The organism is Microcoleus sp. B4-C1 (assembly GCF_036705285.1).
Classification (GTDB): domain Bacteria; phylum Cyanobacteriota; class Cyanobacteriia; order Cyanobacteriales; family Microcoleaceae; genus Microcoleus.
Genome location: NZ_JAUBUC010000022.1, coordinates 43,308 through 69,122 on the forward strand (window position 1 = coordinate 43,308; position 25,815 = coordinate 69,122).

Genomic DNA, 25,815 nt, shown 5'->3' on the forward strand with positions numbered 1-25,815 from the left:
TGTATCCCGTATGGCAAACCTGATCGGCACAGACAGCAACGACTTTATTCTAGGAACTCCGCTGAGCGATCGAATTCGCGGCTTAGATGGCGATGACACGGCCCTGGGTGCGGGAGGAGATGACACCCTAGAGGGCGACGGCGGCAACGACCAGCTTCTGGGAGGTGACGGAGCAGATTCGCTGATTGGCGGTGAAGGAAATGACGAACTTATTGGCAACCAAGGCCGCGATTTTGCTTCCGGCGGAAACGGCGACGACTCGATTCGTGGCGGTTTGGGCAACGACATCCTCGAAGGCAACGACGGGATAGACAGCGTGTTGGGAGACGCCGGGGACGACTTAGTTTTTGGCAACGCAGGCTTTGATGTGATTGCCGGCGGTACTGGGAACGACACCCTCACAGGGGGTGACGGCGACGATTCCGTGTTCGGCAATGCTGATGACGACTTTCTCTACGGGAATGCGGGGAACGATTCTCTCAACGGCGGCAGTGGTAGAGATCAAATGTTGGGCGCTGAGGGCAACGATTATTTGACTGGCGGCGACGGCGACGACACTTTGTACGGCAATGCCGACAACGATTCGCTCTTCGGAGATGCTGGTAATGACCAGATATTCGGCGGCAAGGCTGACGATACAGTTTTTGGTGGCAGCGGTTCCGATACCCTTCGCGGCGATGAAGCCGACGACTCGGTACTGGGAGATGAAGGCAATGACTTTTTGTTTGGTGGCAAAGGTAATGATGGTATCGACGGCGGTTTTGGCGATGACTCCTTGGCTGGAGGTATCGGCGACGATACAATTTTGGGCGGTTTCGGCAATGACAATTTATTTGGAGCAGAGGGTAATGATTCTTTAATCGGAGGTGAGGGTTCGGATACTCTGACTGGCGGCAGCGGCAGCGATGTTTTTGGATTGGGAGCCGGGCCTGGCAGTCTGGCTTTAATTACTGATTACAATGACACAGAGGATTTCTTTGGACTGCCGAGCAATTTATCTTTCGCTCAACTGCTAGTTACCCAAGGCAACGGTGCAAATGTCAGGGATACAGTAATTACGACACTTGACGGCAAGCTTTTAGCAATTTTGATCGACACTCCGGCGGCGCTGATCGAGGCGAATGATTTTATCGCTGTGACTGGGACGGCTACTCCCAGGCCAACCACCATTACAACTACCACTACAACTACAGTTACAAGCACAATTACAGATCCAACTCAACCTCAAACTTCAACTACAGAATCACTTCCAACTCCGTCTCCAACTCCCACGGAAGCACCGACTCCAACTCCCACGGAAGCACCGACTCCAACTCCCACGGACGAAGCGACGCCTACTCTCACGGAAGCACCGACTCCGACTCCCACGGAAGCACCGACTCCGACTCCCACAGCAGCGCCGACTCCGACTCCCACAGCAGCGCCGACTCCGACTCCCACAGCAGCACCGACTCCGACTCCCACAGCAGCACCGACTCCGACTCCGACGCCAACTGCTGCGAGGATTCCTACTGCACCGACAGTTAGCCCGCCTGATGATTCGCCTCTGGTGTCAATGAGTTCTCTGGCCCCGACTCCGACTCCCGGACTATTGCCAATGCCGGGCCAGACGCCGATATTCCCGACGGTGCCGAACCTGATACCTTTTCCTACACCTGTCCCTCCACCTTTCGGGTTGTAGGTGCGATCGCGCAGTTTAGTGATGAGTTATGAGTTAATGTAAAACTCACTAAACTCATAACTCAAAACTATTTAACGTCCTGGGGAGTTTCGGCCGAGTCTTGTGGCGACTCGGCTGGAGAATCTTCTAGGGGAGATAATTGTTGGCTATACTCCAAGAGCGATCGAAGTTTCATGCGGTGGATGTAAGGCCAGCCGCCATTGGCTTCAATATTCCTGAGCAGTTTGTAAAGTGCTTGGCGGTTGTCGGGAAAAGACGCTTGAAACAAACCGTCCCGAATTTCCCGGTGCGAAGCTTCCAGCCTCCGCAGCAGGGCCAAAAGCAGCAGACTGTCTCCCTGACAACTTTCGCCTAAAGTCCGAATCGCCTCTGTCAGCGATTGCATTTGAGACTGCAACTTTTCTGACTCTAAATCTTTGCCGTTGTCCATACTGCTGCTTCCTTTGAAATCTACAAGGCCTTTGTCCCCAGCCTTTTGGTCAACCGACTAATCGAGCTAGTCGCGATCGCCATTCGGGGTCATAAGCAAAGTAACTTAAGTAGGTTGACTTAAGCAATATTAATTTGCAGTCCAAGTCAGGAAAAGAGCACAACCCGTCGTACCATGTGTATTGGGCTGCGATCCGAACATGATTGAGAAATCATAAGTTCATGCTTATTTTCACGGCGCACTAGCTTGATTTTTTGAGTCAATGCCGGTCTCGGTGAAGCGAGGGATCAGGATCTAAATGCTACCCTAAGCGCTGGCCTAGCCTGCCGGCGGGCAATTATATTTTGCTCGAACTAGGGCTTTTTCTTAATATAATCCGATGTTGGATATTGAGGTTTGCAATGAAATATCGTGCTTTAATTGTTGCACTTTTAGCTTTTTGCATGAGTGCGCTGGTTGCTTGTTCTTCTGCTTCTGACACGACGGTGGCAACTACTGAGTTGCTCACCTACGACCAGATTAGAGGTACTGGCTTGGCTAATAACTGCCCTAGCTTGGCAGAAACTTCTCGGGGCTCGATCCCCATCGAAGCGGGCGCCACCTATAAACTGACTGGTTTGTGTTTGCAGCCCACAACTTATTTTGTGAAGGAAGAACCAGCAAACAAACGCCAAGAAGCGGAATTTGTGCCTGGTAAATTGCTGACCCGGTTCACGTCGAGCATTGACCAAGTTCAAGGTACGCTCAAGGTCGGTACTGATGGAACTCTGACTTTCACAGAAGAAGACGGCTTGGATTTTCAAGCTATTACGATTCAATTACCGGGCGGAGAGCAAGTACCTTTCTTGTTTACCATTAAACAGCTAGTGGCAAGTTCCGAACCCGGAGTGGTTGCTATCAATACTTCCACCGATTTGAGAGGGGAGTTTAACGTTCCTTCTTACCGCAGCGCAGGCTTTTTAGACCCTAAAGCTCGCGGGGTATCGACTGGCTACGACAATGCTGTAGCGCTTCCGGCTAGTGACAATTCCAAACGGGTGCGGGCTAATGTTAAGGTTGCTGACACTCGCACCAAGGCCGGCAAAATTTCTCTCCAAGTTGCTAAAGTCAACAGCGCCACAGGCGAAGTTGGCGGGATTTTTGAGAGCACGCAGCCTTCTGATACTGATTTGGGAGCTAGACCGGCTCTTGACGTGAAAATTCGGGGTTTGTTTTACGCTCGCATTGAGCCTTCTGTGTCATAAAATTGGCTTTCAGGATCGATCGAACTTGAGCAGTTTCTGACCGTAAAGCTCCTGCTCGCCCTTCATTAGCCAACAGTCTTGAGCAATATAACTTAGGACTGTTGACTAATGACTAAATTTATGGTTGAATTGTGGTCATTCGCAAGTTATTAAGTTGGGATTTTTAATTAATTAAAGTATTGTATTCAAACCGCTTTCAGATTATAATATACTTGGGCAAAATCCCGGTTTAATTCGGGCTTGTGTCGAAGGTCTTCTACCTGATAAAGTTCTGCCTTATGCGGAAAACCTTCGGATAATTCAGCTAAATCCCTGCACCTTCGGAAAGTTAAACGGGTGTGTCCGCTATCACACCGATTAAGTGCTAGGATTACACTACCTAAAAGTGAATTTTTTTAGACTAGATTGGAAACTAGATATAAAGCAACTTCAGTCCTCTGCTCTACCAACCCTTATGTCACCATGTCTACCACAGTGCCGAACGAGCTAAAAAGCGAAAATTTGCAATTGTTGCGCGAGTACCAACTTTCTGGATCGAATGAAATCCGCAATCAGTTAGTTAAACTGAATGTTGGACTGGTCAGAAAAGAAGTTTACCACTGGCTCAACCAGTGCGGTGAAAGCTACGACGATTTGCTGCAAGTCGGATGTATTGGGTTGATCAGGGCGATCGAGCGGTTTGATATCGCCAAGGGACACGCTTTTAGTTCCTTTGCAATTCCCTACATTCGGGGCGAAATTCAACACTACTTGCGCGACAAAAGCCCTTCGGTGCGCTTTCCCCGCCACTGGCAGTCCCTGGAACGCAAATCAGTAGGAGCGATCAAGGATTTGCAGGTGCAGTTAAACCGCAAGCCTACGGATGCTGAAGTAGCAGCAGTCCTTGAGGTTTCTGTAGAAGAATGGCACGAAATTAAGTTGGCCCATCTCAATCGATCGCCTCTGAGTTTGGACGCGCCGATGCAAGATGAAGACGAGGGGGCGACTTGTCTGGGAGAATTGGTACCCGATAGCAAGTATCGGAGTTTTCAGTTGGCGCAAGAGGATCAAATTCGCGTACAGCAAGCTTTGGCTATGTTGGAACAACGGACTCGCGAGATATTGGAGTTTGTTTTTCTCTACGATTTGACTCAGAAGGAAACGGCTGAACGCTTGGGTATCAGTGCGGTGACTGTTTCTCGGCGAGTTAAGAAGGGGCTGGATTTGCTCAAAGAGATTATGACTAAACAGCTTTAGTCATTGGTCAGTTGTTGGTTGTCAGTTGTCAGTTGTCAGTTGTCAGTTGTGAACAGTTAACAGTTAACAGTCAACCGTTAACAGTTAACAGTTAACCGTTAACAGTCAACAGACTAATTTTTAGATGCTGCGGACAAATTTATCGAGCCTTTCTACGGCTTTTTTAATGGTGCCTAAATCGGTAGCGTAAGACAAGCGAATATGGTCATCTGCGCCAAAAGCAATCCCCGGAATAACTGCTACTTGCTGCTTTTCTAAAAAAGCGTCGCAAAATTCCAAAGAATTCATTCCAGTCTTGCTGATGTTGACAAACATATAGAAAGCACCGTCTGGTTTAATACAGCTAATTCCAGGGACAGCATCGAGTAATTCAAATATTACCTGACGCCTTTCGGCAAAAGCTAGACGCATTGTTTCGACAGACTCTTGACTGCTTTCCAAAGCTGCGATCGCACCGTACTGTGCAAAGGTACAGACATTTGAGGTACTGTGACCTTGAATGGTGTTGGTGGCTTTGATTAATTCGATCGGCCCGGCCAAATAACCGATTCGCCAGCCTGTCATCGAGTAAGCTTTAGCAAAACCGCTGCTGATCAGGGTGCGATCGAAGATTTCTTTGCCCAGGGAACCGATGCTGACGTGCTGGGCGTCGTCATATATAATTTTTTCGTAAATCTCGTCAGCAACGACTAAAATATCTCGATCGACTATCACCTCGGCCAATGCTTTGATTTCCGCCGGAGTATACACCATTCCCGTCGGATTAGAAGGCGAATTCAGTACAAATAACTTGGTTTTGGGAGTAATCGCTCCACTCAGTAGTTCCGGTGTAATTTTATATCCTGTAGAAGCATCAGTCCGTACAATTACTGGCTTGCCGCTAGCGAGTTTGACCATTTCTGGGTAGCTTAGCCAGTAGGGAGCCGGAATAATTACTTCCTCTCCCGGCTCGATCAGAGCCATCATCAGATTGTAGAGGGAATGCTTGCCGCCGTTGGTGACAATGATATTTTCCGGTTGATAGTTGAGATTGTTGTCGGATTGGAGTTTGCGCGCGATCGCAGCTTTTAACTGCGGTTCCCCAGCCACAGGGCCGTACTTAGTCTTCCCCGCGTCTAAAGCTTGTTTTGCCGCTGCTTTAATGTGTTCGGGGGTATCAAAGTCGGGTTCTCCCGTACTCAAACTACAGACATCAATCCCTTCGGCCTTCATAGCTTTAGCCTTAGCGGCGATCGCCAAGGTTATAGAAGGAGTAACCTCACCCACTCGTGCTGCCAACTTAATCATTGGATTTTAGATATTAGATTTTTGACTTTAGATCATAGGGCGACAAATCGTGATATTCAACCCTGTTGTTAGGGAATTATGACATTTGTTTACATAGTACGTAAAGGATTAAGCAATTAAAGAATAAAAATTAAAAAAGCTCTTAGTTTTAATTTTTATTTTTTAATTTTTCAATTTTGACGTTATTATTGTAGCATTTTTGATGCCTCGTTACCCTCAACGCCGATCTGCAAGCTTATGGATCTCAAATCTCTGATTCGCGACATTCCTGATTTCCCCAAGCCGGGAATTCTGTTTCGAGACATTACAACTTTGCTGCGCGACCCGCAAGGGCTCCGCTACACCATTGACAGCTTAGCGGAAAAATGCTCTGCAATGTCTGTTGACTATGTGGTGGGCATGGAATCGCGGGGCTTCATCTTTGGCGCGCCGTTGGCTTATAAAATGGGAATAGGCTTTATTCCTGTCCGCAAACCAGGAAAACTGCCAGGTGCGGTTCATTTTGCTGAGTACGAATTGGAGTACGGTGTCGATCGACTGGAGATGCACCAAGATGCGATGACATCCGGCAGCCGGGTGCTGATTGTGGACGATTTAATCGCCACTGGCGGAACAGCAGCAGCGACGGCTAAATTGTTAGAGCAAGCTGGCTGCGAGCTTGTCGGTTTTGCTTTTATCATTGAATTGCAGGCCTTGGGCGGCAGGCAGAAATTGCCCGATGTGCCGATCGTCACGCTAGTGGAATATTAGTTAGTTAACTGTTGGCAGTTGACAGTTGACAGTTGACTGCTGACAGTTGAATAAAAACTACAGACAAATAATATCCTTGACCTTTGCATCGGAATTATTTATTTCTCTCTTCTCTTTCTCTGCGATCTCTGCGTTCTCTGTGGTTAAATCATTCCGATGCAACCGGAATTAATATCATTCACAATTCTTCAAATCTAAAATCTAAAATCTAAAATCTAAAATCCTATGACTTCTATTAAATTGAATCGAAATTGGCGAATGTTGAGTTCTCTGTTTAGCAGCGAGACATTTACTTATGTTTTCAAGCGACTGTTGCAGGCACTTTTAACGCTATTTTTGGCATCGATGCTTTGTTTTGCAATTATTGAGCTAGCACCGGGAAATTACTTGGATACTTTGAGCCAAAATCCCAAGATTTCGCCGGAGACACTCAAGCAACTCGAACAGCAGTTCGGCTTAGATAAACCAGCGATTGTGCAGTATTGGCTGTGGCTGCAACAAATTGTGACGCGGGGGAATTTTGGCACGAGTTTTGTGTATCAGCGATCCGTAGCTTCGCTGCTGTGGGAACGGGTACCGGCGACGTTATTAATGGCGATCGCATCTTTGATTGTAACTTGGGCGATCGCGATTCCCTTGGGAATAGTCGCCGCCGTCAATCAAAACCGCACAGTCGATCGAGTTCTGCAAGTAGTCAGCTACACCGGACAGGGATTTCCCAGCTTTATCACAGCGTTGCTGCTGCTATTTTTTGCTCAAAATACTTCGCCTCTGTTTCCCGTCGGAGGAATGACAAGCATTGACCACGCAGACTTACCTTGGTGGGGTCAAATCCTCGATTACGGCTGGCACTTAATTTTGCCAACTGTCGCCCTCAGCGTTACTGGTTTTGCTGGTTTGCAAAGATTGATGCGCGGACAATTGTTGGACGTGCTGCGTCAAGATTATATCCGAACAGCGCGGGCTAAAGGTTTGCCGGACGATCGAGTAATTTACATTCATGCTTTGCGGAATGCTGTTAATCCGTTGATTACGCTGTTGGGTTTTGAGTTTGCTAGTTTGTTGAGCGGTGCGTTTATTGCGGAATTTTTCTTTAATTGGCCGGGTTTGGGAAAGCTGACTTTGGAGGCGGTGAACAATCAAGATTTGTATTTAGTAATGGCAAGTTTGATGATGGGTGCGACGATGTTGATTGTGGGGAATTTGTTGGCGGATTTGCTGCTGAAAGCTGTCGATCCTCGGATTAAGCTGGAAGATTTGAAGTGATAGAATCATATTTGACTGTAAATTTGATTCTCGTTAAATTCTGTTGTGACACAATCATTTTCAAATAATGTTCCTAGTCCTCGGTTTTCCAATCAGTACCCCGCGACGCTAAATGATGAAATTCGATCGGCAGATGAGTTAGGTATCAGACCCATTAAAGTGGGAGAAGCAGGATTTGACGATATAATTAATGAAGGTACTGTCAAATGGGCAGTGACAACAAACCTAGAACTCCTTATAATTCCGAAATTTTTAGATGTTAACAATGAAATTTACCATACGGTTATAACTCGCGGTCAGCCTGTTTTGGCTGCGGGAGAAGCCGAGATTGTCGGCACCAACGGTTTGTATATTTTGCTAACAATCAGCAATCATAGCGGGCATTTTAGACCAACTTCAGAGAGCTTAGAAGTAGGAATTACAGCCTTTAGGCAGCAAGGAGTTGATACAAATAATGCTGATATCGAATATGTGGAGTAGATAAATTATGACTCAATCTCCTACGACAATATCCCTCGATCGCATTCTCGAACAAAATGCCGAATCTGTACTGATTTGGGCGAACAACATATTTTCAGGTCAAACCACCGAACCACAAGGGTTTAACTGGCTATTATTAGCCGATGTTGCCTCGGCTAAGGCTCGAAAAGGTGAAAATGGTTCCGGTTTGTGCGATCGCAAATGGGCAGAAGTTGCGATCGCAATTTACGATCGCAAAGCCGATGATGCCGATCGGAAAAAACCAGGTAGTGGCGAGTCTTTTACGATTTCCTCAATGATGTTGCGGGCTGCGATGATAGAAAAACAGGAAGTAATTTCCGATCATCCTGTTCTCGATGTTAACTTAATTTTAGAATGGTTTTGGGATAACATCAAAGAGTCGCAGGAAGATGTCCAAAAAAAAGCAGCTAATTGGAAAACGCTACCTATTGCAGAAATTCGCGAGTTAAGAAAACTTAAAAATCGCTTGAAAGTTATTGCAGCACTTTCTGATACTGATAAATATGTTTTAGATGAAAAACTCAACACTTGGCTTGACCTGCGCGATAAACTACCATAAAAGTGCGATAAATATTCCCATGCCCCATTCCCGATGCCCCATTCCCCATCTAGGAGTGTTTTATGTCAGAAAAAAAGCCAAACGAGGCAATGAGTTTTAGTCGCTTTGCCGACTGGTGCAGGCATATTGACAGTCTTTCAGAAGAGGCAAGGCACACAGTTAAAGTGTTGTTAAAAAAGGCTGGCACTGATGACGCACAAGCAGCGGAGCAGATACTTTCAAGCATGACAGAACTGGATCTCCGCAGCAATAAAATTAGCGACATCAGCTCCCTCGCCTCGCTCACCAATCTGACAACACTGAATCTCTACAACAATCAAATTAGCGACTTCAGCTTCCTCGGCTCGCTCACCAATCTGACAACACTGAATCTCGAAAGCACTGGAATTAGCGACATCAGCTCTCTCGGCTCGCTCACCAATCTGACAACACTGAATCTCTACCACAATCAAATTAGCGACATCAGCTCTCTCGGCTCGCTCACCAATCTGACAACACTGAATCTCTACCACAATCAAATTAGCGACTTCAGCTTCCTCGGCTCGCTCACCAATCTGACAACACTGAATCTCAGCCTCAATCAAATTAGCGACTTCAGCTTCCTCGGCTCGCTCACCAATCTGACAACACTGCGTCTCTATGGCAATGAAATTACCGACATCAGCTTCCTCGGCTCGCTCACCAATCTGACAACACTCCATATCTGGGACACTCAAATTAGCGACATCAGCTTCCTGGGCTCGCTCACCAATCTGACAACACTGGATCTCTACGACAATCAAATTAGCGACATCAGCTCCCTCGGCTCGCTCACCAATTTGATAACACTGAATCTCCAAAGCAATCAAATTAGCGACATCAGCTCCCTCGGCTCGCTCACCAATCTGACAACACTGGATCTCAGCTACAATCAAATTAGCGACATCAGCTCCCTCGGCTCGCTCACCAATCTGACAACACTGGATCTTAACTACAATCAAAGTACCGACATCAGCTCCCTCGGCTCGCTCACCAATCTGACAGAACTGGATCTCAAAAACAATCAAATTACCGACATCAGCGCCTTGCGATCGCTCACCAATCTGACAACACTGGATTTCAAAAACAATCAAATTACCGACATCAGCTTCCTCGGCTCGCTCACCAATCTGACAGCACTGAATCTCGAAAACAATCAAGTTACCGACATCAGCTTCCTCGGCTCGCTCACCAATCTGACAGCACTGAATCTCGAAAACAATCAAATTACCGACATTAGCGCCTTGCGATCGCTCACCAATCTGACAACACTGGAGCTCTGGTACAATCAAATTACCGCTCTGTGCGTGTTAGGCGAACTCGCAGAGAAACGTCTTACTCTCTCGACTAAGCCAATTGATGCTCAAAAAGCTACAGAAGCCATCAAAGTTGCCTATGCCGCTATTGGGCTAGAACAACCCGAAGTTATTATTTGCAGCAGTCCCCGCGACGCTTATATCCAACTCTTCAACTTGCCGAAACGCGACCATTCACCAAACTGCTCAGACGAATGGGACAGCAATAGATTGGGGAAAAAGCTAGAGTGGGAATGGATTTCCCCATCGATTATTGTGAGAGAATTTACAAGTCCGGGCGTGTGGGAGTCTGATCTCGCTCACATGACGATCGAGTCCGAAGCAGACAGCACAATAAGGGGGCTGATGTACGAATTGGTTGGCAGCTATGCGCGATCGGAAAAAACGAAGGGGAATGTTTTTCCCGATTATTTGTTCGGCCTCCAATCCCCTGAAACCCCCACGACTTTGGTTAAAAAAATCTATTTGACTGAATGGTATATCTCTTCATTAGGCGTCAATCTTTCCCAAAAGGCACAAGAAATACTTCGCTCCCAAAAGCTGCTTTTCGAGCATTGCGGTTTTATATTTCCCTTTGAAAAGATTTGCTTTGCGTGCGATCGCCCCCGCCACCTCCGCTTTGACAGTCAAAACCGCTTGCACGCAGAAGGGGAACCCGCGATCGAGTTTGCTGACGGATGGAATTTTTACTATTATCACGGCGTCAGATTGCCTGAACAATACGGTCAATTTCACCCAAATAAATGGCAATCCCAATGGATTTTAGCAGAAGAGAATGCCGAAGTTCGGCGAGTGTTAATTCAAGGAATTGGTTACGATCGCATAATTCAAGAGTTGTCAGCAAAACAAATAGATAGTTGGCAGGAATATGCACTATTACAAATAGATGACGCCGATGATATAGATGACGCCTATGATGTCGAGCCGATTTGTTTGTTAAAAATGACTTGTCCAAGTACGGGATTCATTCACGCTTTGAGAGTGCCGCCTGACCTGACATCAGCGAGGGAGGCAATTCGCTGGGTAAATTGGGATATTGATCCAGAGGAATTTTCCGTGCAGACTTGATATAGCAGAAGGAAGAAGGAAGGCACTACACGGATTAACACGGATACACGGATACACGGATTAAAGGGTGCGCGTATCAGATGTCATACCGAATCAGCGATCGGGAAGAAGGAAGACTTAATACTAGCAAGAATTTCAGCGATCGAGAATGTCCTTGTTTTAATTTCAGAAACGAGATGACAATTCCTGGAAGAACGAGCTAGGCTAGCTGCAGACATCTATTTCGATCGGGATTTACGCACGGGTGGCCAGAAACCGGGTTTTTTGCCCAGAAGACGGGTTATAGCCCGTAAAAACCACAAAAACCCGGTTTGTTTGGTTTTGATGCGTAATATCGTGTCCGGTAGATTAGTCGAGGGGGCAGGTTTATGTGATTGTCTGTTTTCGGCAATTATTGTCGGTGAACCTGCCCCTACAAGACATGGCGTTTGTAATAACGGATCGGATCTATCTGAGATATTGCAGCATTCTCCATTAGCTGTAGGGGCGGGTTCGCCAGTAGGCTTAAACGTTTGCAGACAGGTTAAATAAACCCGCCCTCCCCCACGAATAATCCCCTCAAATCAATCGGACTCGATATAACTCCTATTATTCCCAGAGATGCACCTCATCAAATTTCTCTTACCGCTCTAAACATGGCAAAACAACTAGCAATAGAAACTCGCGGACTCACGAAACAATTCGATCGCCATATAGCCGTCAATGACATCGATTTGCAAGTAGCAGCAGGCGAAGTATGCGGACTGATAGGCCCCAACGGTGCCGGCAAAACTACCTTGCTGCGGATGTTGGCGGCGGCTGAGGAACCGACAATAGGGGAAATTTACATCAACGGCGATAGGTTATTGCGCGATCGATCGCACCCAATTCTCAAACAGCGCATCGGCTTTCTTCCCGACGACTTTCCCCTCTACGACGACTTGACTGTTTGGGATTATTTAGACTATTTTGCCCGACTCTACAACCTCCAGCAACCGCGCCGCCGAGAGCGAATCAACTCCGTGTTAGAACTCGTGCAACTAACCAACAAGCGCAACAGCTTAATTTCTACCCTGTCGCGGGGGATGAAACAGCGCCTGAGTTTGGGGAGAACTATTATCCACGAACCGCTATTGTTGTTGTTAGACGAACCCGTTTCTGGCTTAGATCCGATCGCCCGAATGCAGTTCCGCGAAATTATCAAAGTTTTGCAAGAAGTCGGCATGACCGTAGTAATATCATCTCACGTCCTCAGCGACTTAGCCGAACTTTGTACCTGGGTCGGTATCATGGAACTCGGATATCTGGTCGAAAGCGCACCGTTACAAGAACTTTACAAACGCCTCAGCCGCCAGCAAATTTTCATGTCGGTTTTAGGAAATAAATTAGAAGCGCTAACATCGGCATTAAAAAACTTTCCTTGGGTGGAAAATTGGGCAATAATCGCGGAAACTCAACAGGTGTGCGTTGATTTTTCAGGAAGCCCGGAAGATGCCGCAAATTTATTACGCGAACTCGTCGCGGCCAACATTCCCCTAACCGAATTCCACTGCACTCAAGAAGACTTAGAAACCATCTTCCTCAAGATGGGACACCAGCAAGCATCTTAATTTGCTCCTTTCCTGTTTCCCAGAATAAACAGTGAGTTATAACTAAGTCGTCACCCATTCCTAATCACCAATAACCAATGACACTCCACTTACTAGACAAAATAGGCAACTGGAATCCCCAGTTATTTCGAGAAATCAAAGGGCGCTTGAATACTGGCAATATGGCGATCGCCTCTGCCCTTTCCCTAAGCGCTCAACTGCTGCTATTCATGTATTACAGCGCCCAGATACCCGTTCCCCCTACTAATGGCGAGTACACTTATCCCACCTATCACAGATTTTGCTTAGAGACTGCCGATTCCTCTACGAGAAAGTGTGTCAGAGATGCCTTGGGCAACTTTGTCATTAACTGGCGGGAGTGGTGGCTAGAGATATTCATTTTGCTGAGCATATCGAGCGTGTTAGCTTTATTAATAGCAGGGACTTATATGCTGGTCAGTGACTTAGACAAGGAGGAACGCCGCGGGACACTCAACTTTATTCGCCTCAGTCCCCAGTCTGCCAAAACAATTTTTCTGGGCAAAATTCTTGGCGTACCAATTTTACTTTATTTAGCAACAATTCTGGCCCTACCCCTGCACCTGTACGCTGGATTAGCTGCTCAAATACCTCTGAATGAAATTTTATGTTTCTACATAGCAGTGGCAGCTAGCAGTGCTTTGTTTTACAGCACTGCCATGCTAAGCTGTCACGCATTTAAATTGCATATTCAGGGCGGGCGAGACGCCCACCCCACAAGAATTAGATTGTTTTTTGACATTCTATTTAAATGCACAACAGCTTATTTGGATTGACAACCAGTTGGTTGGGAGGATTTCAACCTTGGTTGGCTAGCGCTATGGCTTTTGTTGTGTTTGGGATTTCTTGGCTTCCGCTCACGCGAACTGCTTTGGATGTGTTACATTTTTTGTCTCCCCTTGCTATGCTGAGATATCCGCTTTTTCTAGTTCATAAAACTGATTTCGATTCGTTAGCTGAAAACTTAGACAAGTTGCGATGGTTTTACTCGCCAGTGGGTACAAATATTGCGATGGGCATTGCTTTGTCTCTCTTGGTTTGTGGTACAGGAATCTACTGGATGTGGCAGGGATGGCAGCGCCGCTTTCCCAATCCCAGTGCTACAGTTTTGAGCAAGCGGCAAAGTTATTTGCTAGTTATCTGCTGTCAGGTAATATTTTTAGGGTTTGCACTCCAATCAGACCCCCCAAACGACGGTAATCTCATCTGTTTACTTATCTTGAATTTGGTGATGTTCTTAGCTTTAATTGCAGCTTTAACATCTGACAGACAATCATTGTACGATTGGGCGAGGTATCGGCAACAAATCGTTCCCAGCAATCAGAAGCTGTGGCGACGCTACCCACTACTCGATTTAATTTGGAGCGATAAAAGTCCGGCTGTAGTTGCGATCGCGATCAATTTCCTCAGCTCAGTAATAATTTTAACACCTTGGGCGCTGTTGGAAAAAAATGAGATAAACGGATTTGGGGGTGTAATTGGCTGTCTGAATCTCATCCTAATTTACGCAGCCATCACCCAACTATTCCTATTTACAAAAACCCGAAATCAGGAAATTTGGGCCGTCGGGACAGTCGGCAGCGCTATCTTGTTGCCACCTGTGATCTTATCTATGCTCTTGCTTACCCCAGAAAAAGCTCCTTTTTTGTGGTTGTCTTCAACATTTTTTATTGGGTTTTGGCCGTCTATGACAGCCGCGTCAGGAAATACCTTTTTGCTATCCATACTCAGTCAGTGGACTGTCTTGGTGTTGTTGAACTTCAAATTGCGATCGCAACTGAGACTCGCAGGGCAATCAGCTTCTAAAGCACTGCTGAAAGCTTGAAAAAGCTGGGGAAGAGTTCAAACGTGAAACTCCGATTCAGGCAGGGATTTAAACCCCTGCCTGAAAGCTTAAGTCGTCTGAAAACGACTGTTCAACTAACTTATTATGCCAATTCCGCATTTATAATCCACTTTATATTGAGCGATGGTAGTCGCAGCTACACAGACCAAGCCCACCTTCGTAGGCTTTAAGATTAAAGTTGAAAAATGATTTCTGACTTTACAGATCCAAAATTATAGAGTCAGCGTATATTACTAATGAACGAGTACAAAATTTCATAGGTTCGCACCCCTAAAAATTTCAGCTTGCCTGTTTGTAGTTGAGCTGCGATCGCCTGCCAGCTACATAGCCAACTATAAAATACGGCTAAGTGATGTGTCTTTAGGACTGGGTTTATTTGAAGCCGGGGGCTGGTTTATATATCATTTTAGCTGCCTGTAATACTTGTATGGCAAGCCCCACCCCTACAGCCTAAAATCAGAAAAACTCTCCTAAAAGTGCGAAATTGTGATATTTTGACTGAGAATACCACCGCCGTTAGGCAACAGAAGTATCAAATTTAGAGGGTGATTAGAGCATGGCAGAAATTAGAGGCACCGCCCAAGCAGACTTGCTAGCAGGAACTCCAGAAGATGACCTGATTTTTGGTTTGATGGGCACTGACACCATTGCCGGAAACTCTGGTAATGACAGCATCTATGGAGGTAAGCAAAGCGATTTAATAGATGGCAATTCTGGTCAAGATTCGCTTTTTGGAGATTTAGATAACGACACTATTAACGGCGGAGATGGTAACGATTTTTTAGTGGGCGGAAAAGGCAGCGATTCTATATCGGGAAACTCCGGCAATGATGTTTTGTCGGGCGATCGAGATACTGATATCCTGATAGGCGGAGACGGGGCAGACGTATTTGTTTTGAGGCGCTACGCTGAGGCTGACCCTTTCCGAACCAGTGGCGGTGTTAGTTTGGCAAATGCGGACCTGATCGCCGATTTTACACCCGGTACAGATTTAATCGGTTTGGGGGAAGGTCTCAGTTTTAGCGACTTAAATATTTTGGAAGCTGGAAACAATACTGTTATTCAAGACCGGGTAACAGGAGAATTTCTCGCTACTCTCCAAGGAGTGAGACAAAGTGCGATTAACCAGGCAAGTTTCACTAATAATATTGGCAGCGTTGTTCCCAACCCCCCGCCTCCAGCGCGGACAACGGCTTATGCTTTAACTCCTGCTAATCGGATTGTCGGTTTTAGTCTTTCCAATCCGGGAAGTGTGATCTCAGATTTGCCCGTGACTGGATTGGAAGCGGGAGAAAGTTTGCTGGGAATTGATTATCGGCCGGCTAACGGTTTGCTTTACGGTGTGGGTTCTAGCAATCGCTTGTATACTGTCAATCCGATGACTGGGGAAGCAAGTCCAGTCGGTAACGGGCAGTTTGCTGTTCCTCTAACTCCGGGGGCTGTGGGTTTTGATTTCAATCCGACAGTCGATCGAATTCGGTTTGTCAATGAAGGCGATCAAAACGCCCGCCTCAACCCGGATAACGGGGCACTTGTGGATTTTGACACGCTGGCGGGGGGAATTCAACTCGACGGGAATTTGGCTTATGTTGCGGGCGATCGCAATTTTGGGTCAAATCCGGCTGCTGCAGGGGCTGCGTACACGAATAACTTTGCGGGCGCAACTTCGACCACACTATTTGCAATTGACAGCGATTTGGATGTTTTGGTGCGGCAAGATCCACCGAATAATGGAGGGTTGAATACGATCGGATCTTTGGGAGTTGATGCTACTAGCATTCTCGGCTTTGATATCAGGAGTATTGGCGGCCGCGAGGTGGCTGTGGCGGCGCTGGAAGTCGGTGGCATTTCCGGCTTGTACAATATCAATTTAAGCAGCGGTCAAGCTTCCTTTGTCGGTCAAATTGCCGACGGGAGACAGATTAACGGTTTGGCTTTGCCTTTGCCTACAGCTTACGCCTTAACTGTCAGAAATGGCGCTGAAACAATTGTCGGTTTTAACGAGGCGGCACCGCGGGCGATTCTCAGCGACGTGTCAGTTACAGGGTTGCAGCCCGGAGAAAGTTTGCTGGGAATTGATTTTCGCCCCGCTAACGGTGTGCTATACGGTGTGGGTTCTAGCAATCGCTTGTACGCGATTAATCCAGTTACTGGGCAAGCCAGTCCAGTCGGTAGCGGGCAGTTTGCTGTTCCCCTAACTCCGGGGGCTGCGGGTTTTGATTTCAATCCGACAGTCGATCGAATTCGCTTTGTCAATCAAGCCGGTCAAAACGCCCGCCTCAACCCGGATACGGGGGCAATTGTCGATGTTGACACGTTGACGGGGGGAGTTCAACTCGACGGGAATTTGGCTTATGCTGCGGGCGATCGCAATTTTGGCAATCCCGGCGCGGCTGCGGCGGCTGCCTATGTGAATAACTTTGCGGGGGCAGCTTCGACAACGCTGTTTGCAATTGACACCAATTTAGATGTTTTGGTGCGCCAAGATCCGCCGAATAATGGGGTGTTGAATACGATCGGATCTTTGGGCATTGATGCTGGTACCGTTCTCGGCTTTGATGTCAGGAGTGTTGGCGGTAACGAGACGGCTTTGGCTGCGATCGAGGTTGGCGGAGTTTCCAGCCTGTACAATATCAATTTGACGACTGGTCAAGCTTCGATTGTCGGTCAAATTGGTGACGGGCGAGGGATTAAAGGTTTAGCGCTGACTTTGATTTAAATAGGGGAAGGAAGAAGGAAGAAGGAAGAAGGAAGAAGGAAGAAAAATAATTAAACTTTTTTAATTTACCAATTCCCAATTCCCGATTCCCGATTCCCAATGCCCAATTTGAGTTAATCTATTATTTTGACAAACAAGATAAGATGTTATCTCAAGTTTTTTACTTGCTACGTTCCCGCAGTGACGGCAAATATCTGTCCGCGAATCCCAATCCAGATGCGGCAGTGAGTTACCTGCTGATGTTTCGCGAAGACTATGACGCTTTGAGCTATCTCAATGCCCACGCTGCTGATGTTGCCGATCGATTCGGAGTAGAATCGATTTCCGGTTCTCAGGTAAAAAAGCTGCTCGAACGTTGGGGCTTTAACGGTGTGGGGGTTGTTCAAGACCCGCTGTTACCCAATATTGAGTTTTTATTGACAAATAATTGACAATTGACAAGATTTGCGCTTCACCCGGTTTCTGGAAGAAATCGGGTTTTTTTGTCAAGTTTTGAGCCGATCGCCCGATCGAGCTTGTACAGTTCTGTGCCCCATATCTAGTGCAAATTGTCAAATATATTAACCTTTTACCCTAAATCTGAATCCTGTTGTATATTCGTAGTCTGTTGATTTATTCCGACACGTCAGTACACAACCTATGGTTCGAGAATTAGAGCGATCGAGTGCCAGCGAGAAACGCAACCTGTCCGATTTCCCCGAAACAGCACCCGCAGCCAATCCAGTATTTTTCAGGACGTACAGCCGCCGTACCGAGACAGGGCGGGAGACTTGGGAGGAAGTGTGCGATCGAACTGTCAAGGGGCTGCAAAAGCTGGGAAACCTCACCCCCGAAGAAACACAACTGCTGCACCGGATGCAAAACCAGCTCAAAACCCTAGCTTCAGGCCGCTGGCTGTGGGTAGGTGGCAGCAAATGGATCGAGCAACCAGAGAATTTTTCCGGCGCATATAATTGCTCCTCAACAAATATTCTCGACTGGCGTTCCTTTGGCTTGTTAATGGATTTGGCAATGATGGGCTGCGGCACTGGGGCAGTCTTGGAACCGCAATATATCAACCAACTGCCGCCGATTCGCAACCGTTTAACCCTAACCATGCAAGGCGAAATCGGCTCTACACCCGCCGACTTGCGCCGTCAAGAAACAGAAGTAAAAATAGCCGAAAAAACCGCAACTATTTATGTCGGAGATTCTCGCCAAGGTTGGGTAAACTCCTATCAAAGTTTGCTGGAATTATCCACAGATGAAAGATTTGCAGGAGAAGTTCAAGTATTCATCGATTTGAGCGACGTTCGACCTGTGGGAGAACCTTTAAAAGGTTTTGGCGGAGTAGCAAATCCGGTGAAATTGCCCGACCTTTATCAGCGCTGCGCCGCTATTTTGAATAAAGCTTTAGGGCGACAGTTAAATTCAGTAGAATGCTGCGTGTTGATAGATGAAGCTGCGGTCACGATCGTCGCAGGCAATATTAGGCGCAGCGCGGGGATTCGTCAATTTGATTCTAGTGATGAACTGGGCGCAAATGCTAAAAATAATCTGTGGCAGCAAGATGAAAATGGCAACTGGAAAATCGACCCCGATCGAGATGCTTTGAGAATGGCAAATCACTCTCGCGTTTTTCATCATAAACCGACGCGGGAAGAGTGTATTGATGCCGTTCGCCAACAGTATTATAGCGGAGAAGGTGCGATTCAATGGGCGGGCGAAGCCGTAGCTAGAGCTAACGTTGACTTAATTTCTACACCCAGTCTTAAGCTTGAGTTCTTGAAAGCTTACGACGAAGGAAAAGCTAAACAGTGGTTGCAAGAACGTCATCCTAATATGACTGCTGGCGAGTTAGAGCATCGGTTAGTCCGCGTGGGCTTAAACCCGTGTGGTGAAATCATCGGCTCTAATTTTCATTGTGTCAGTGGCGACACTCTGCTAATTACTAGAGACGGACTGCATAAAATAAAGGACGTTGTTGGAACTGAAATCGAGATTTGGAATGGTAAAAGATGGAGCTGCGTCACCCCATTTAAGACAGCGAGTGATACTTGTGGCGGGCGACGCAAACTTTATCGTGTAAAGTTTGGTGATGGTACTTATCTGGATGCCACAGAATATCATCGCTTTTTTGTCAAGGATCGCTTTGGTAAAGTTTACAGAGAAGTTCAAACCAAAGACTTGATGGATACAAGTCGATATAGCATTCATACTGAACCTTTTACAATTCAGTATGAAGATGGCTTGAATATTGATTCAAGTTATGCTTACACTTTGGGTGTAGCTGTAGGAGATGGAACTACAGACCAAAATGACAATGCGAAAGTTCGACTTTACGAAAGCAAAATGGCATTGTCAGTAGCCGGAAATAAGTCTCCTGAAAGAAGCTATGACTATTTACCGGTTTTTACCGATGTAACTAACTTGAGCTTTTCTGGAGAGTTGCTGAAAAGTTTGAAAGTTAACCCAGAAGCACTAAATGTAATTGCGAGCTGGAATCGGCAAGCAATTTTACATTTTATTGCTGGATTAGCCGATACGGACGGCTCGAATACCCACAGTAATGGTATCAGAATTTATATTTCTGACCGCGCTCGCGCTTTCAGAGTTCAGTTACTTTTGACCAAATGTGGTATTCGTTCGTCGCTAAATCTTTGCGCTCATCAAGGGTCAATTACTAATTACGGTGTCCGAAGTCGGGATTTGTACTACTTGCAAATTACTGACTGTGGTGAAATTCCTTGTCAGCGGTTAGATGTGAGCAAAGGGACGAATGCTAAACACAAAGGTAAATGGCAAGTCGTCAGAAGTGTCGAAGAATTACCAGGATTGCACGATACTTACTGCTTCAACGAACCAGAGTTTCATAAGGGAGTTTTCGGAAATACCCTAACTGGAAACTGTAATTTGGCGGAGGTTCACCTCAATCAAATTGATCCTTACAACTTCAAAGAACAGGAGGAAGCTTTCAGGGCTGCGGCTCTATCTGTCGCAGTACTTCTCAATCACAAATTTATTGAACCCCGCTATCAATACAGCCGCGAATTAGACCCGATTGTCGGGGTATCTTTCACGGGATTGTTCGATTTCTTTGTTCATGCTTTTGGCGTTGAGTGGCTGCGCTGGTGGGTGGAAGGCCGCCCGCAAACTCCGCAAGGAATCGCTTTTAAACAGCGGGAAGAAGAGTATTTGAGTGGTTGGCGCGAGATTGTCGATCGGGTAGTATGGGATTATTGCGATCGCCATTCCTTAAAACGCCCGAATCGCTGCACAACCGTTCAACCATCGGGTACTAAATCTCTGCTGACAGGTGCTTCCCCCGGCTGGCATCCGCCGAAAGCCCAGCGTTTCATTCGCCGAATCACTTTCGGCAAAAACGACCCCGTAGCCCTCGCCTGCATCGACTACGGATACAACGTGATTCCGTCTCAATCTGACAAAGATGAAAACGGCAATTTGCTGAACAATCCCTTCGATGAACGCTGCACGGAATGGCTGGTAGAAATACCTGTTGCGGTAAGTTGGGCTGATTTACCCGGTGCTGATGAAATTGACATTAACAAGTTCTCAGCGGCGGCACAAATGGACTTTTATATGCAAGTGCAAAAGTTCTATGTGCGACATAACACTTCGGCCACAATTGAACTGCGCGAAAATGAAGTGGAAAGTTTGGGCACTCGGATTTATGAAGCGATTCGCGATGATGAAGGCTACATTTCCGCAGCGCTTTTGGCTCGGTTTGATGCTCTTGAAACTTTCCCGCGTCTACCGTTTGAACCGATAAACAAGGAAACTTACACCAAGATGGTGGAAGAGGCATTAGCGCGCCGCGAAATAGATGTTTTTCACGCGGCTTTGAGTCGCTATGACTTGGGTGAAATGATGGATTCCGGGCCTGCAGGGTGCGATTCCGATAAGTGTTTGATGCCGGAGACTAAATAGATTTAGCGATGGCTTGAAGATGAGAAATCCCCTGGTTTTGGGGATTTCTTTTTTTGAGTCGCACAAAAATGCTAAAATAGCTGCGATCTCTATTGACATTAGCTTGCGAACTTGGGAATATTAGCTGTATAAATATCTCGCAGCAACTAGAGAACACAAACATGAACGCAGAAGATATCCTGCAATTACCCCATATAGGTTTAAAGAACAGAGCTATACTTCCTGAACTATCAGGAATATATTACGTTATAGACGAAAAATTTATAATTTGGTACATAGGAAAAGCAAAGAATCTACGCACCAGGTGGGCCGGTGACAGCCACCACAGACTCGATCAACTACAAAAGCAACGAAAAAAGCTGTTTACGATCTATTATGAGTTAGTGCCTGAATCGCTACTTGATGCTACAGAACAGCAGCGTATTGAGCAGCACAGCCCGCAGTTGAATGGAACTCAAGTCAAGGTTAAGAAATTACGTCCAACAGAAACACTATTACGGGAAACGCTAGCTAACCTTGCCCCTTACAGTTTTGTATTAGGTGTAGAATCAGCCAGAAAACAAGACCTGAAGTTCATAGAAGATGCTCTGTATTGGCGAGATAATTCGAGAGTTAAGAAGGCTATTTTGCCTTTGACTGTGATACACATTTGCATAGATGTAAGCGAATTATCGACCGGAACCAACTGGAACTCAGCGATACGTTTCATCAGAAAAATTTTTAGGAAACGCAGTAATTATTCAAAAAACTGGGAGTCTGCTTCTAAATACAAAAACAGGGCTGAATATTCAGTCAAAGTATTATTAGTTAATGGCTTCGTTATAGAAGTATGTGGAATACGGCAAGAAGCATTAAAATACATTCAAGACTATGAGTTAACTCAACTGGCTAATGTAGATATCAGGGCTGTGGATGAAGCTTCTTTAGTTATTCTAAAAAATAAGTGTTTACTTAACTGCGAAGCAGGGGTATTTTTAGCTCCTGACAACCAAGATCATCCATATCATGAATTTTGTCGCAAGGCAATAGAACGAATATATCCTTATAAACAAGATTTGGTTAAACTACTATTTAATGAAGAAATCGATCTAAGTAAGCCGCAAGTATTACCAACAGATACCAGAACTCTACGCGATAGTAGTACGGGTCTTCTTGTCCGGCTAGCTAACCTTGCTGATAAGAAAAGATATCTGATAGCATTGTTAACGGAACGCGGTCTTGACTTAAATCGTTATCGGGTTGACAAGTATCTAGAGTCCATACCAGAAGATGATAATTACATAGACAACATCACAGATAAAAGAATGACTGTCTTCATCAAGCCATTTCTTTGGAATCTCCCAGAAGTTTATTTGGCAGCCACAGTAGATAGAGTGTTTTGGTTGCTGCTAGAAACTTACCTGTCGGATTTTGCTAAAATAAAGCTAAACGCAGAAGAAAGATCTACAAGCAAAGCCTATGTATCCACTCGAAGTTTTATCGTGCCTGCGACACTGAATGTCACCTTAAATGGAAAATGGAAATCAGCTATCCCCTTTGGTTCTAAAGATGATATGTCATATAAAGCAGTTGTAGATATTATCACAAGTCGCTTACAGGCAAGCGGAATACCTAAGCTAAAGTTCTCGTTCACATTAGATAGTATACGCAGCTAGTTACTCACAAATCAACAGTAATATCATTTATCTCTATTTGAAATCTCTATTTGAAAATATCCTTCCGCTTCTGCAACAACAAAGTGGCGGTTAAATAAACTGCGGCGTGCAAACCTAAAATTCCCCAATTCAAAGCCAAGTTTTGCCAAGTCGGTTCGTAGACTGCACTCTTCTCGAATAACTGGGGTAAGATTGTACGATCGCACAATCTTACCGCACTTCCCTCAACCGTTCACATAATAATCCCGCGTTCCCTTCGCATTCATCGCTTCTCCGAGTCGATTTAACCCGTACACGTAAGCCGCAGTTCTCATGGAAACTGACAATTCCTGAGATTCTTGCCAAATTGCTTCAGTTTCTTCGACCATTTTATGCTTCAACCGCTGGTTGACCTCCTCCAGCGTCCAATAAAGTCCGCTGCGGTTTTGCACCCACTCAAAATAACTAACCGTTACACCTCCGGCATTGACTAAAATATCAGGAATTACCTGAATTCCCCTCGATTCTAAAATCAAATCAGCAGCAGAATCAATCGGCCCGTTAGCTACTTCAAAAATAAACTTAGCCTTAACATCATTAACATTCGCTTCCGTTATTTGATTCTCCAAAGCTGCTGGAACCAGCACGTCTACATCTAATGCTAAAAGTTGCTCATTTGTCAAGATTTCGTGTTCGACAATATTGCAAACAGAACCTTCACAGTAAAGAGCTTTGATACCTTTGTTAGAGTTTTTAAAGCCTCGAATACTGGGGATATCCAGCCCTTGTTTAGCATAAATTCCCCCTTGGGAATCGCTGACAGCAACAACTTTGTAACCTGCTTCCCAGAGCAGTTCTGCTATTTCTGCACCGGCATTACCAAAACCTTGTACTGCTACTGTTGTATCTTGAGGATTTAGCTCAAATTTGGGTAAAATAGTTTGTACTACAAAAAAAGCACCCATTGCTGTGGCCGTATCTCTGCCCAAGCTGCCGCCAATTGTCACTGGTTTTCCAGTCACAACCGCTGGAGAAAGCTGCCGCTTAATAATATTGTACTGATCCATCATCCAACCCATAATCATGGGATTGGTGTAGACATCCGGCGCGGGAATATCGACATCGGGGCCGATGAAATCTGCGATCGCATCGACATAGCCCCGGCTCAAACGTTCCAATTCCAGTTTGGACAATTCCTTGGGATTGAGAGTAATTCCGCCCTTGGCTCCTCCAAATGGCAAGTTCAAAACTGCACATTTAAACGTCATCCAAAATGCTAAGGATTGCACTTCATCAAGGGTTACTCCCGGATGATAGCGCACTCCTCCTTTAGACGGGCCTCTGGTATTGTCGTAGCGCACCCGATAACCTTGGAAAATTCGCAGGGAACCGTCGTCCATCCGCACGGGTATCGATACAATTAAACTGGATTTGGGGTGTTTCAGCCGTTCGATCGTATCCTCGGAAAGGGACACATATTTTAAGGCTCGTTCTAATCGGCGGCTGGCATCGGCAAATAATGATTCAGACATAATTGGAAGAAAGAAGGAAAGCACGACACGGATTTTGATACGGATACACGGATTAATTATTTAGTGTCCGTCAGATTTTGAAGTCAGAGGGAAGAAGCAAGAATAGCTGACATCTTAATTTTAAGTGTCTCGGCTGATCTACTGGTTTTCCTATACATTTTAATTTAATCACAATCCAGGTTGAATTCTGTCAACTGTCAATGGTTAACTGTTGACAAACTGCCTTGTGTCGATCGACAATATCGCAGTTTCAAGCAGGATTAAGCAGATACACTTACAATAGAGGGTGATATTTAAGCTCAAGCCTCAATTTGAGTTCGATCGCTCAAATCACAGCCAGCCATCAGGGGAATTAAATTCTGAAATAGATCGAGGCTTTAGCTGACGTTAGAAACTGAATTATTATTATGGTTGGACTCCTAGCCGCACTCTCTGCGTCTGCGGCAGGGGGTATGAGAATTGCCCTGCCCCTGCTGTTAATTGGTTTGTTGCGGATTGACAAACTTTGGTCGGAAATACCTCTATTGTCGGGGGTTCCCCCCCAGGTGGCTATCACCATCTTGGTGAGTTGGTCGCTGTTAGAGTTATTTGCTTCTAAAACCTTTGTAGGACAGCGGGTACTGCAAATTGTGCAAATTATTTTCAGCCCCATTGTAGGAGCAATTATGGGAATTGCGATCGCTCAAGTAAGTTCGATCGACGAAATTATTGCTCACCCTTGGATGCTGTGGATAATTGGTATTGTCGGAGGTTTGTTGGCTTTAGTGCTGCAACTGGTACAAGCAGGATGGTTTTACCGGCTGCGGGGTTTGCCGATTTGGGTGATTTTCCTCCAAGATGTTCTGTGCATTTCCTTGGTTTTGTTTGCCTTTGACGCACCGCGGCAGGGAGGGTTAGTTGCTATGATGCTGCTGTGGCTGGCAATTCGCAGTTCTAAAGAGTGGTATCGCTGGTACAAAAGTCAGGGAATACCGGGCGATAGGGGAAATCCCCGCCGTCGCAAGCGCGATCCTGATTAATTAGTGATTAGTTATTAGTTATTGGTTATTTAAGTAAAATTCAAAATATGTAGGTTGGGTTGAGGTAACGAACCCTACGCTTCGCTCCGCCCAACTCTTGGTTGAAAATAAGGTGTTGGGTTTCGCTATCGCTCAACCCAACCTACTTCTGTCAACTGTCAACTAACTATGAGCG

General features: G+C 45.9%; 21 protein-coding genes. 17 read left to right on the forward strand and 4 right to left on the reverse strand.

Annotated features, from left to right (window positions below; translation table 11 throughout):
- Positions 1-10: 10 nt before the first annotated feature.
- Positions 11-1,681, forward strand: coding sequence for a calcium-binding protein (locus QUB26_RS11490; protein ID WP_333239990.1), 1,671 nt, complete (start codon positions 11-13; stop codon positions 1,679-1,681).
- Between the two features lie 67 nt (positions 1,682-1,748).
- Here QUB26_RS11490 and QUB26_RS11495 read toward each other — a convergent pair whose 3' ends face one another.
- Positions 1,749-2,111: a hypothetical protein gene (locus QUB26_RS11495; protein WP_333239988.1), complete on the reverse strand. Its 363-nt coding sequence runs from the start codon at positions 2,109-2,111 to the stop codon at positions 1,749-1,751.
- Positions 2,112-2,512: 401 nt separating this feature from the next.
- On the opposite strand from QUB26_RS11495, the gene QUB26_RS11500 reads away from it, so the two are divergent.
- Positions 2,513-3,355, forward strand: coding sequence for a photosystem II manganese-stabilizing polypeptide (locus QUB26_RS11500; RefSeq protein WP_333053687.1), 843 nt, complete (start codon positions 2,513-2,515; stop codon positions 3,353-3,355).
- 462 nt (positions 3,356-3,817) lie between these two features.
- The gene (locus QUB26_RS11505; RefSeq protein WP_333239986.1) at positions 3,818-4,591 is read left to right on the forward strand and encodes an RNA polymerase sigma factor SigF; all 774 of its coding nucleotides are present in this window, start codon (positions 3,818-3,820) and stop codon (positions 4,589-4,591) included.
- A 120-nt stretch (positions 4,592-4,711) separates the two neighbouring features.
- Here QUB26_RS11505 and QUB26_RS11510 read toward each other — a convergent pair whose 3' ends face one another.
- Positions 4,712-5,878: a pyridoxal phosphate-dependent aminotransferase gene (locus QUB26_RS11510; RefSeq protein WP_333239984.1), complete on the reverse strand. Its 1,167-nt coding sequence runs from the start codon at positions 5,876-5,878 to the stop codon at positions 4,712-4,714.
- Positions 5,879-6,115: 237 nt separating this feature from the next.
- Here QUB26_RS11510 and QUB26_RS11515 point away from each other — a divergent pair, with 237 nt between their 5' ends.
- From QUB26_RS11515 to QUB26_RS11575, 13 genes are all read left to right on the forward strand, one after another.
- Positions 6,116-6,628, forward strand: a complete 513-nt coding sequence (locus QUB26_RS11515) for an adenine phosphoribosyltransferase (RefSeq protein ID WP_333239982.1) — start codon at positions 6,116-6,118, stop codon at positions 6,626-6,628.
- A 225-nt stretch (positions 6,629-6,853) separates the two neighbouring features.
- Positions 6,854-7,894, forward strand: a complete 1,041-nt coding sequence (locus QUB26_RS11520; RefSeq protein WP_333239980.1) for an ABC transporter permease — start codon at positions 6,854-6,856, stop codon at positions 7,892-7,894.
- Between the two features lie 45 nt (positions 7,895-7,939).
- Positions 7,940-8,374 (forward strand): hypothetical protein, encoded by a 435-nt coding sequence (locus QUB26_RS11525; RefSeq protein WP_333239978.1) that lies wholly within the window; start codon positions 7,940-7,942, stop codon positions 8,372-8,374.
- Between the two features lie 7 nt (positions 8,375-8,381).
- Positions 8,382-8,954, forward strand: coding sequence for a hypothetical protein (locus QUB26_RS11530; RefSeq protein ID WP_333239975.1), 573 nt, complete (start codon positions 8,382-8,384; stop codon positions 8,952-8,954).
- Between the two features lie 62 nt (positions 8,955-9,016).
- Positions 9,017-11,356: a leucine-rich repeat domain-containing protein gene (locus QUB26_RS11535; protein ID WP_333239973.1), complete on the forward strand. Its 2,340-nt coding sequence runs from the start codon at positions 9,017-9,019 to the stop codon at positions 11,354-11,356.
- A gap of 80 nt (positions 11,357-11,436) precedes the next feature.
- Positions 11,437-11,559: a hypothetical protein gene (locus QUB26_RS11540; protein WP_263053594.1), complete on the forward strand. Its 123-nt coding sequence runs from the start codon at positions 11,437-11,439 to the stop codon at positions 11,557-11,559.
- Positions 11,560-11,991: 432 nt separating this feature from the next.
- A complete protein-coding gene (locus tag QUB26_RS11545) occupies positions 11,992-12,945 on the forward strand; it encodes an ABC transporter ATP-binding protein (RefSeq protein WP_333318035.1) in 954 nt (317 codons plus the stop codon).
- Between the two features lie 77 nt (positions 12,946-13,022).
- Positions 13,023-13,739 (forward strand): hypothetical protein, encoded by a 717-nt coding sequence (locus QUB26_RS11550; protein ID WP_333318037.1) that lies wholly within the window; start codon positions 13,023-13,025, stop codon positions 13,737-13,739.
- Positions 13,715-14,788: a hypothetical protein gene (locus QUB26_RS11555; protein WP_333318039.1), complete on the forward strand. Its 1,074-nt coding sequence runs from the start codon at positions 13,715-13,717 to the stop codon at positions 14,786-14,788. The genes QUB26_RS11550 and QUB26_RS11555 overlap by 25 nt, the downstream gene beginning before the upstream one ends.
- Before the next feature lie 577 nt (positions 14,789-15,365).
- Positions 15,366-17,528, forward strand: coding sequence for a DUF4394 domain-containing protein (locus QUB26_RS11560; RefSeq protein WP_333318041.1), 2,163 nt, complete (start codon positions 15,366-15,368; stop codon positions 17,526-17,528).
- A 143-nt stretch (positions 17,529-17,671) separates the two neighbouring features.
- On the forward strand, positions 17,672-17,959 hold the full coding sequence (locus tag QUB26_RS11565; protein WP_333053679.1) for a hypothetical protein: 288 nt from the start codon (positions 17,672-17,674) through the stop codon (positions 17,957-17,959).
- A 208-nt stretch (positions 17,960-18,167) separates the two neighbouring features.
- Positions 18,168-21,455, forward strand: a complete 3,288-nt coding sequence (gene nrdJ, locus QUB26_RS11570) for a ribonucleoside-triphosphate reductase, adenosylcobalamin-dependent (protein ID WP_333318043.1) — start codon at positions 18,168-18,170, stop codon at positions 21,453-21,455.
- 161 nt (positions 21,456-21,616) lie between these two features.
- The gene (locus tag QUB26_RS11575; protein ID WP_333318045.1) at positions 21,617-23,110 is read left to right on the forward strand and encodes a hypothetical protein; all 1,494 of its coding nucleotides are present in this window, start codon (positions 21,617-21,619) and stop codon (positions 23,108-23,110) included.
- 46 nt (positions 23,111-23,156) lie between these two features.
- Here QUB26_RS11575 and QUB26_RS11580 read toward each other — a convergent pair whose 3' ends face one another.
- Positions 23,157-23,318 carry a hypothetical protein gene (locus tag QUB26_RS11580; RefSeq protein WP_333318047.1) on the reverse strand — a complete coding sequence of 54 codons (162 nt, stop codon included), beginning with the start codon at positions 23,316-23,318 and terminating at the stop codon, positions 23,157-23,159.
- A gap of 16 nt (positions 23,319-23,334) precedes the next feature.
- A complete protein-coding gene (locus tag QUB26_RS11585; RefSeq protein ID WP_333318049.1) occupies positions 23,335-24,621 on the reverse strand; it encodes a Glu/Leu/Phe/Val dehydrogenase in 1,287 nt (428 codons plus the stop codon).
- 407 nt (positions 24,622-25,028) lie between these two features.
- On the opposite strand from QUB26_RS11585, the gene QUB26_RS11590 reads away from it, so the two are divergent.
- Complete coding sequence (locus tag QUB26_RS11590; RefSeq protein ID WP_333223378.1) at positions 25,029-25,640, forward strand: DUF4126 domain-containing protein; 612 nt, start codon at positions 25,029-25,031, stop codon at positions 25,638-25,640.
- Positions 25,641-25,815 lie beyond the last annotated feature (175 nt).

Excerpts from the sequence above, each read along its gene's own strand:
- QUB26_RS11590 (WP_333223378.1), top strand. The coding sequence starts at position 25,029 with ATGGTTGGACTCCTAGCCGCACTCTCTGCGTCTGCGGCAGGGGGTATG.
- QUB26_RS11500 (WP_333053687.1), top strand. The coding sequence starts at position 2,513 with ATGAAATATCGTGCTTTAATTGTTGCACTTTTAGCTTTTTGCATGAGT.
- QUB26_RS11555 (WP_333318039.1), top strand. The coding sequence starts at position 13,715 with ATGCACAACAGCTTATTTGGATTGACAACCAGTTGGTTGGGAGGATTT.
- QUB26_RS11565 (WP_333053679.1), top strand. The coding sequence starts at position 17,672 with ATGTTATCTCAAGTTTTTTACTTGCTACGTTCCCGCAGTGACGGCAAA.
- QUB26_RS11520 (WP_333239980.1), top strand. The coding sequence starts at position 6,854 with ATGACTTCTATTAAATTGAATCGAAATTGGCGAATGTTGAGTTCTCTG.
- QUB26_RS11550 (WP_333318037.1), top strand. The coding sequence starts at position 13,023 with ATGACACTCCACTTACTAGACAAAATAGGCAACTGGAATCCCCAGTTA.
- QUB26_RS11495 (WP_333239988.1), bottom strand. The coding sequence starts at position 2,111 with ATGGACAACGGCAAAGATTTAGAGTCAGAAAAGTTGCAGTCTCAAATG.
- nrdJ (WP_333318043.1), top strand. The coding sequence starts at position 18,168 with ATGGTTCGAGAATTAGAGCGATCGAGTGCCAGCGAGAAACGCAACCTG.
- QUB26_RS11530 (WP_333239975.1), top strand. The coding sequence starts at position 8,382 with ATGACTCAATCTCCTACGACAATATCCCTCGATCGCATTCTCGAACAA.
- QUB26_RS11490 (WP_333239990.1), top strand. The coding sequence starts at position 11 with ATGGCAAACCTGATCGGCACAGACAGCAACGACTTTATTCTAGGAACT.
- QUB26_RS11545 (WP_333318035.1), top strand. The coding sequence starts at position 11,992 with ATGGCAAAACAACTAGCAATAGAAACTCGCGGACTCACGAAACAATTC.
- QUB26_RS11540 (WP_263053594.1), top strand. The coding sequence starts at position 11,437 with ATGTCATACCGAATCAGCGATCGGGAAGAAGGAAGACTTAATACTAGC.
- QUB26_RS11515 (WP_333239982.1), top strand. The coding sequence starts at position 6,116 with ATGGATCTCAAATCTCTGATTCGCGACATTCCTGATTTCCCCAAGCCG.
- QUB26_RS11575 (WP_333318045.1), top strand. The coding sequence starts at position 21,617 with ATGAACGCAGAAGATATCCTGCAATTACCCCATATAGGTTTAAAGAAC.
- QUB26_RS11510 (WP_333239984.1), bottom strand. The coding sequence starts at position 5,878 with ATGATTAAGTTGGCAGCACGAGTGGGTGAGGTTACTCCTTCTATAACC.
- QUB26_RS11560 (WP_333318041.1), top strand. The coding sequence starts at position 15,366 with ATGGCAGAAATTAGAGGCACCGCCCAAGCAGACTTGCTAGCAGGAACT.
- QUB26_RS11585 (WP_333318049.1), bottom strand. The coding sequence starts at position 24,621 with ATGTCTGAATCATTATTTGCCGATGCCAGCCGCCGATTAGAACGAGCC.
- QUB26_RS11535 (WP_333239973.1), top strand. The coding sequence starts at position 9,017 with ATGTCAGAAAAAAAGCCAAACGAGGCAATGAGTTTTAGTCGCTTTGCC.
- QUB26_RS11505 (WP_333239986.1), top strand. The coding sequence starts at position 3,818 with ATGTCTACCACAGTGCCGAACGAGCTAAAAAGCGAAAATTTGCAATTG.